The sequence below is a fragment of the Martelella sp. genome, from assembly GCF_984369615.1.
This window is the reverse complement of sequence record NZ_CFHTCS010000239.1, coordinates 1-6,822: the sequence shown is the minus strand read 5'-3', so window position 1 is coordinate 6,822 and position 6,822 is coordinate 1. Positions and strand designations below refer to the sequence as shown.

Annotated in this window: 7 protein-coding genes and 1 tRNA gene; 3 read left to right on the top strand and 5 right to left on the bottom strand. The window is 62.0% G+C overall.

The features are described 5' to 3' along the window. The 3 genes from AC5DC2_RS16780 to pcsA form a co-directional block, all read right to left on the bottom strand. The coding region (locus AC5DC2_RS16780) for an ABC transporter permease (RefSeq protein WP_491699300.1) at positions 1-450 on the bottom strand (450 nt) is incomplete at its 3' end. Continuing rightward, a complete protein-coding gene (locus AC5DC2_RS16775) occupies positions 440-2,020 on the bottom strand; it encodes an ABC transporter ATP-binding protein (protein WP_024707831.1) in 1,581 nt (526 codons plus the stop codon). The genes AC5DC2_RS16780 and AC5DC2_RS16775, both read right to left, overlap by 11 nt. Positions 2,021-2,202: 182 nt before the next feature. Further along, a complete protein-coding gene (gene pcsA / locus AC5DC2_RS16770) occupies positions 2,203-2,952 on the bottom strand; it encodes a phosphatidylcholine synthase (RefSeq protein WP_491699299.1) in 750 nt (249 codons plus the stop codon). Positions 2,953-3,129: 177 nt separating this feature from the next. Between pcsA and AC5DC2_RS16765 the strand changes: the two genes are divergently transcribed. Next, positions 3,130-4,314: a UbiH/UbiF family hydroxylase gene (locus AC5DC2_RS16765; protein WP_491699298.1), complete on the top strand. Its 1,185-nt coding sequence runs from the start codon at positions 3,130-3,132 to the stop codon at positions 4,312-4,314. On the opposite strand, the gene AC5DC2_RS16760 is transcribed toward AC5DC2_RS16765, so the two are convergent. Next, positions 4,311-5,261 carry an AEC family transporter gene (locus AC5DC2_RS16760; RefSeq protein ID WP_491699297.1) on the bottom strand — a complete coding sequence of 317 codons (951 nt, stop codon included), beginning with the start codon at positions 5,259-5,261 and terminating at the stop codon, positions 4,311-4,313. The genes AC5DC2_RS16765 and AC5DC2_RS16760 overlap by 4 nt on opposite strands. Before the next feature lie 27 nt (positions 5,262-5,288). Further along, complete coding sequence (locus tag AC5DC2_RS16755) at positions 5,289-6,023, bottom strand: cytochrome c biogenesis CcdA family protein (RefSeq protein ID WP_024707827.1); 735 nt, start codon at positions 6,021-6,023, stop codon at positions 5,289-5,291. Positions 6,024-6,371: 348 nt separating this feature from the next. Between AC5DC2_RS16755 and AC5DC2_RS16750 the strand changes: the two genes are divergently transcribed. Further along, positions 6,372-6,447 (top strand) — tRNA-Lys (locus AC5DC2_RS16750). Positions 6,448-6,623: 176 nt separating this feature from the next. Further along, on the top strand, positions 6,624-6,822 hold a 199-nt coding region (locus tag AC5DC2_RS16745; RefSeq protein ID WP_491699296.1), incomplete at its 3' end, for a LexA family protein.

Genomic DNA, 6,822 nt, shown 5'->3' with positions numbered 1-6,822 from the left:
CGACGTCAGGATCTCGTTGGTGTTGAAGTAGTTCTTCAACAGCGCCGGAATGCCGGCATAGAGCGCGCCGCCGACGGCGCCCATCACCAGCATGATCGGCAGCAGCAGCGGCGACGACCATTCGTAGAAATAGACCGGCACGATGGAGCCGACGATGGCGCCGACGGTGAACTGGCCCTCCGCGCCGATATTCCAGATGTTGGATCGGTAGCAAACCGTCAGCCCGACCGCGATCATGATCAGCGGCGCGGCCTTGATCATCAGTTCGTGCAGCGACCAGATGTCGGTGAGCGGTTCGATGAAGAAGCTGTAGAGCGCCTCCATCGGGTCCTTGCCCAAAAGCGCGAACATGATCGCGCCGAAGAACACCGTCAGGCCGAACGCGATCAGCGGCGAGAGCAGCGAAAACAGCGGCGAACTGTCGGCGCGCCGTTCAAGTTCAATGCGCATCGGCGGTCTCCACGTCCTTGCCCGCATCCTCGCCATGGATACCGCCCATCAACAGCCCGATCCGCTCTCGCGTCATCGTTTCGGCCGGATGGCTGTCCGAAAGCCGGCCCTCGGAGATGACCGCGATCCTTGTCGCGATCTCGAAAATCTCGTCAAGATCCTGCGAAATCACCAGAACGGCAGAGCCCGATTTGGCAAGGTCGACGAGCGACTGGCGGATATGGGCCGCAGCGCCGGCATCCACGCCCCAGGTCGGCTGGTTGACGATGATGACCTTGGGCTTGCGGTCGAGCTCGCGCCCAACGATGAACTTCTGCAGATTGCCGCCCGAAAGCGAGCCGGCCGCCGGGTTCTCGCCGCTCTTGCGCACATCCATGAAGCCGGCGATCTCGCCAGTGCGCGCGCGGGCGACGGCGCGGCGGATGACCCTCAGCGGACCGCCGGCCAGAAAGGTCTCCGATTCGGCCTGGTTGCGCGCCAGAATCAGGTTTTCGGAAAGCGTCATGCCGGTCACCGCGGCATGGCCGTGGCGCTCCTCGGGAACGAACCCCGCGCCGAGCTTGCGCCGGGCATTGATGCCCTTGGCGCCGACGGGCTGGCCGTCGATCTGGACGGAGATGTTGTCGTCAACCGGATATTCGCCGGAAAGCGCGTCGAACAGCTCCGACTGGCCATTGCCGGCCACCCCCGCAATGGCCAGGATCTCGCCGGCCTTCACCTCGAGATAGATATCCTTGAGCGCGGTGGAAAACGGCGTGCGCGCCGGCGCGTTCAGCCCCTTCGCCTCAAGCAGAACCTTGCCGGCCTTGATCGCCTCCGGCCGGGTGATCTCGGACACTTCGCCGCCGACCATCATCCGCGCCAGCGACGATGCAGTCTCATTGCGCGGGTTGCAGTCGCCCGTCACCTTGCCGTGGCGCAGCACGGTCGCCTTGTCGCAGATGCGTTGCACCTCTTCCAGCCTGTGAGAGATATAGAGAACCGAGCGCCCTTCCGCCTTCAGCTTGGCAAGCGTCTCGAACAGCCGGTCGGCTTCCTGCGGGGTCAGAACCGATGTCGGCTCGTCGAGGATGATCAGGCTCGGGTTCTGCAACAGCGCCCGCACGATCTCAATGCGCTGGCGCTCGCCGACCGAGAGATCGGCGACATGGGCGCGCGGGTCGAGCGGCAAGCCGTATTCGACCGAAAGCCTGCGTGACTCTTCCGCGATCTTCGCAAGGGAAATGCCCGGATCGAGCGATAGCGCGATATTCTCGGCGACCGTCAGCGCCTCGAACAGCGAAAAATGCTGGAACACCATGCCGATGCCGATCCTGCGGGCGGCAGCCGGCGCCTCAATGCGCTGTGGCTTGCCCTCCCACAGGATTTCGCCTTCGGACGGCTCCAGCACGCCGAACAGCATCTTGACCAATGTGGATTTGCCGGCGCCGTTCTCGCCGAGCAAAGCGTGGATTTCGCCCTTGTCGATGGTGAGATCGATACCGTCGCAGGCGGCGAAAGTGCCGAAATATTTCGTCAGACCCCGGACGGACAGCAGCGGTCCGCCCGCCTGATTATCGTTTTGGTTCAAACTGCCCTCCGGTCTTCACCCGAAAACGCATACCGGTCCTGCCGCACGCATCAAGCCCCGGAAATTGATTAAAAAATAGAACTTCCCCCGTACTGCGTACAAATGAAGCACGAACCCTCATTGAAACGCAATGACTTTTGCCGATTTCCCAACGACTTTATTCAACCGAGTGGCAGCCTCCGTCAAAACTCGGCCCGTGTCTCGGCCGCCCGCGAGCCGAGCTTCGGCAGAAACTGAAGCACCATCCCGATGAGATAAAGATACACGCCGCTTGCGACGAACAGCGCTTCGATCAACACCGGCGCATCGAAACGGGCAAGAAGCGCGATGAAGCCGGTGATGCACCAGACCGCAAAGACGCCGAGATTGAGCGGCCGCAACCGCTTGACCCGGACCGGATGCAGGAAGTTGACCGGCGCGAAGGTGAGCGCGACCGAGACCAGAACGATCGCCATTGCGAGCAGCGAGGACGGCTCGATCACGAAGAAGGAGAACACCACCATGTTCCAGACCACGGGGAAGCCGGAGAAGAAATTCTCGTCGGTCTTCATGCCGCTGTCTGCGTAATAGATCGCGCTGGAAACGACGATCAGCGCGGCGGCGACGAAGGACAGCGGCTCGCCGATCATATGCGACTGGTAGAGCGCAAAGGCCGGCAGCAGCACATAGGTAACATAGTCGATGATGTTGTCGAGCATGACGCCCGACCAGCTGGGCAGCACCTCGCTGACCTTGAGGCGCCGCGCGATCGGCCCGTCGATGCCGTCGACCAGAAGCGCCGCGCCGAGCCACCAGAACATGGCAACGAATCGCCCCTCGGCGGCTGCGACCACCCCGAGGAAAGCCAGAAACGAGCCCGATGCCGTCAGGATATGGACGGAAAACGCCCGGATCTCCGCGTAAGGAACTCTGCGCTGACTGAATAAACCCATTCGATTTCCGTCACGTTCCGGCCTGAAACGGCCCTGTGGCCTCAATACCCCCACAATGCACCAGAACCGGCCCGAGGTACAAAAAAAACATGTTTTTCCATAATTTTTCGCGGCAAAACCGGGAAAGCCGCATTATATCGGATGCAAACGTTTCCCGGTTGAGACGAGGTTTTTCAGATGTCGGATTATGAGATTGCCGTTGTCGGCGGCGGACCTGCCGGAATGATTTCCGCACTCGCGCTTGCCCGTGCCGGACGAAAGGTCGCGCTTGTCGCGCCTGCGCCGAGGGTGAGCGACCACCGCACCACGGCGCTGATGGATCACTCGATCGCGCTTCTGACCCGCCTTGGCCTCTGGCAGGCGATCAAGCCGGAGGCGGCGCCCCTGAAAACCATGCGCATCATCGACGGCACGGGCCGGCTTGTGCGCGCGCCAACGGTCGCCTTCCGTTCCGCCGAGATCGATCTTGAGGCTTTCGGCTACAATATTCCCAACAGGGTTCTCGTCGCCAGACTTGCGGATGCGGTGCGGGGCGAACCCAACATCGCCCATCTCGAAAGCAGCGCCGAGACGATCCTTGCCGGCAAGGACGCGGTTTCGCTGACGCTTGCCGACGGCGAAGCGATTTCAGCCGATCTCGTGGTCGGCTCTGACGGTCGGCGTTCGAAGGTGCGCGAAAGCGCCGGCATTTCCGTCAGGCAATGGTCCTACAAACAGTCGGCCGTCGTGCTCAATTTCGCTCATGCGCTTGCCCATGACGATATCTCGACGGAGTTTCACACCCGCGGCGGCCCCTTCACCCAGGTGCCGCTGCCGGACAGGCACCGCTCCAGCCTTGTCTGGGTGATGGACACCCCCGCTGCGGAGGCCATGGCCGCGCGGCCGGAAGAAGAGATCGCCGCCGCCATCGAGGAGCGCATGCAGTCGCTGCTCGGGAGCGTTTCGGTCGAGGGACCGGTGCAGAAATGGCCGCTCTCCTCGATGGTGGCGAACCGCTTCGGCAAGGGCCGGATGGTGCTTGTCGGCGAGGCCGCCCATGCCTTTCCGCCGATCGGCGCGCAGGGCCTCAATCTTTCGCTGCGTGATATCATGCGCCTTGCCCGAATGCTGGACGGCATCGACGGCTCGAAGATCTCGTCGCGGACCGGCGAGCGCTATGATTTCATGCGTCGCTCGGACGTCTGGAGCAGGACGGCGAGCGTCGATTTGCTGAACCGTTCGCTGCTCGCCGATTTCATTCCCGCCCAACTTGCCCGTTCGGCCGGACTTTACATGCTGTCGGCCGTGCCGCCGCTGCGCCAGTTCGCCATGCGCGAAGGCGTGGAGCCGCTCAGGGGCGTCAAGGCGCTCTTTGCAGGTTAAAGCGGGATCACGCTCCCGTCGATCAGCGCCAGGAGCACGGCAAGCGTGGTGGCCGAGCAGACGGTGGTGATCAGGATCGTCGCCGAGGCGCGCTCGTACCAGATGCCGTATTGCTGGGCGATGACGAAAACATTGGTGGCCGTGGGCAGCGCCGCCAGCAGCACCGCCGCCTCGACCCAGACCGGATCGAAGCCGCCATGGATCATCATGAAGGCATAGACCAGAAGCGGGTGAAGGACGAGCTTGGCGGGCACGATATAGCCGATCTCCGCCGGCACCCGTTTCACCGGCCTGAGAGCAAGCGTCACCCCCATGGCGAAGAGCGCGCAGGGCGCGGCGGCCTGCGCCAGATAGTCGACCAGTCTGTCGACGGCTTCCGGCACGGGGGCGCCTGTCGCCGCAACCGCAAAGCCGAGCGCGGTGGCAATGATGAAGGGATGCAGCAGCGCCTTTGCCAGCACCTGGCGGGCAAGCGCGCTCTTGCGCACGGTCCCGCCTTCAGCCACCGCCATCACCGTCGGCGCCACGATGAAATGCAGGGCGTTTTCGAAACAGACGATCAACGCCACCGGCACGGCCGCCGCCTCTCCCAAAGCCAGAAGTGCAAGCCCAGGTCCCATATAGCCGATATTGCCGTAGGAACCGGCAAAGGCCTGGATCGTGCTTTCGCGCACGCCGTTGCGTTTCCAGAAATAGCCGGCGGCAAAGAGCGCCAGGAACACGCAATAGGTCGCCGTCAGGTCGACCGAAATGAAATCGAGCCGGGCGAGCTGATCGAACGGCGTGTTCGAAACGAGCTTGAAAAACAGCGCCGGCAGCGCCGCATAGACGATGAAGACATTGAGCCAGACGAGGCCCGCCTCAGGCTGCCGGATGATCCTGGCGGCGATGAAGCCGACGGCGATCAGCCCGAAGAACGGAAAGAGAAGCTGGAAAATGCCTGACATTGCGCGAAACCCCGGGTTTCGCAGGCCCTAGCCGATTTGGGAAAGAACGGGGAAGGTCTGCTGGAACCAGATCGCCATATCCGCAATGAAGCCGAAAAGAAAGGCGAGCCCGGTGAGAATCAGCAGCGCGCCCATGGTTTTTTCCACCGCGCCCAGATGTCTTCGGAAGCGCGAGAGGAAGCGCATGAAGGCGCCCGAGAACAGCGCGGCGATCCAGAAGGGCACGGCAAGGCCAAGCGAATAGATGGCCAGCAGCACAGCGCCGTTGGCCACCGTCGCCTTTGTCGCCGCCACGGCGAGGATGGCGCCCAGAACGGGGCCGATGCACGGCGTCCAGCCAAAGGCGAAGGCAAGCCCCATCACATAGGCGCCGGAAACGCTTGCCGGCTTTCCGCCGCCGTGAAACCGCGCCTCGCGCGACAGGAACGGGATTTTCAGCACGCCGAGGAAATTCAGCCCCATGATGATGATGATCACGCCGCCGACCTTGGCGAGGATATCCATATATTGCCGCAGCAACTGGCCGATCGACGATGCCCCTGCGCCGAGCGCCACGAAAACCGTCGCGAAGCCGAGGGTGAAGAACAGCGCCGGCAGGAGAACGCTGGCCGGCCGGACCTTCGTATCCCCCTTGAACTGGTCGATCGAGATCCCGGCCATGTAGCACAGATAGGGCGGCACCAGCGGCAGCACGCAGGGAGACAGAAAGGACAGCGCGCCGGCGAATAGCGCGGTCCACAGCGAGATATCACCAATCGACACCAGGTATTCTCCCGTTTGCCAGCCAGAGAAATTCTACGAAACAGCTTCAGAAGAATGTTCCAAGACCTTGTTTAATTTTGCTGCCATGTTCCCGCCTCACCTCCGGTCCCTGACCTGCGCGGAAGCGGTCGCCAGGCGCCGGCGCGCATCGTTTAATCAGCAACACAGGCGACGCGGGACCCGCCGGCTTCATAAACCAGAGCGCCGATCAATTCCAATCACCTTTCGGCAAAGTTTCCGTGACGCTGAATTGTCGTTACAAGCCGAATTTCCGGGTTGACCTTCGCAAAGACCCTTTCTATGTTCCGCCCACTTTCCGCTGGCCCTTTGCACAGGCGCCGGTCGAGGGAGCGCGTAGCTCAGCCGGTAGAGCAACTGACTTTTAATCAGTAGGTCCAGGGTTCGAACCCCTGCGCGCTCACCAAATTCAGATAGCAATGAACCATTAATCGCGGCGAGCGACGGTAACGCGGTATTTTGACGCGTGACCATCCGGCTGTTCGGCGGCCGGTTTTTGAGAGATGGACTCTTTCGCCTTGCGGAACACAGTGAGAACAGATATAAACGTTCTGTATTTGTTTCGAAGGCAAGGGGTTGACGATGCTGACGCGCAAGCAACAGGAACTGCTTTATTTCATCCACGAACGGATGAAGGAGACAGGCATTCCCCCGTCCTTCGATGAGATGAAGGAGGCGCTTGATCTGGCGTCGAAGTCGGGCATCCACCGCCTGATCACGGCGCTTGAGGAACGCGGCTTCATCCGCCGGCTTCCCAACCGGGCCCGGGCGCTTGAAATCC

What these genes read in the sequence shown, in the direction of transcription:
- AC5DC2_RS16765 (WP_491699298.1), top strand. Translation starts at nt 3,130, where the DNA reads ATGTCGGATTATGAGATTGCCGTTGTCGGCGGCGGACCTGCCGGAATG.
- pcsA (WP_491699299.1), bottom strand. Translation starts at nt 2,952, where the DNA reads ATGGGTTTATTCAGTCAGCGCAGAGTTCCTTACGCGGAGATCCGGGCG.
- AC5DC2_RS16760 (WP_491699297.1), bottom strand. Translation starts at nt 5,261, where the DNA reads ATGTCAGGCATTTTCCAGCTTCTCTTTCCGTTCTTCGGGCTGATCGCC.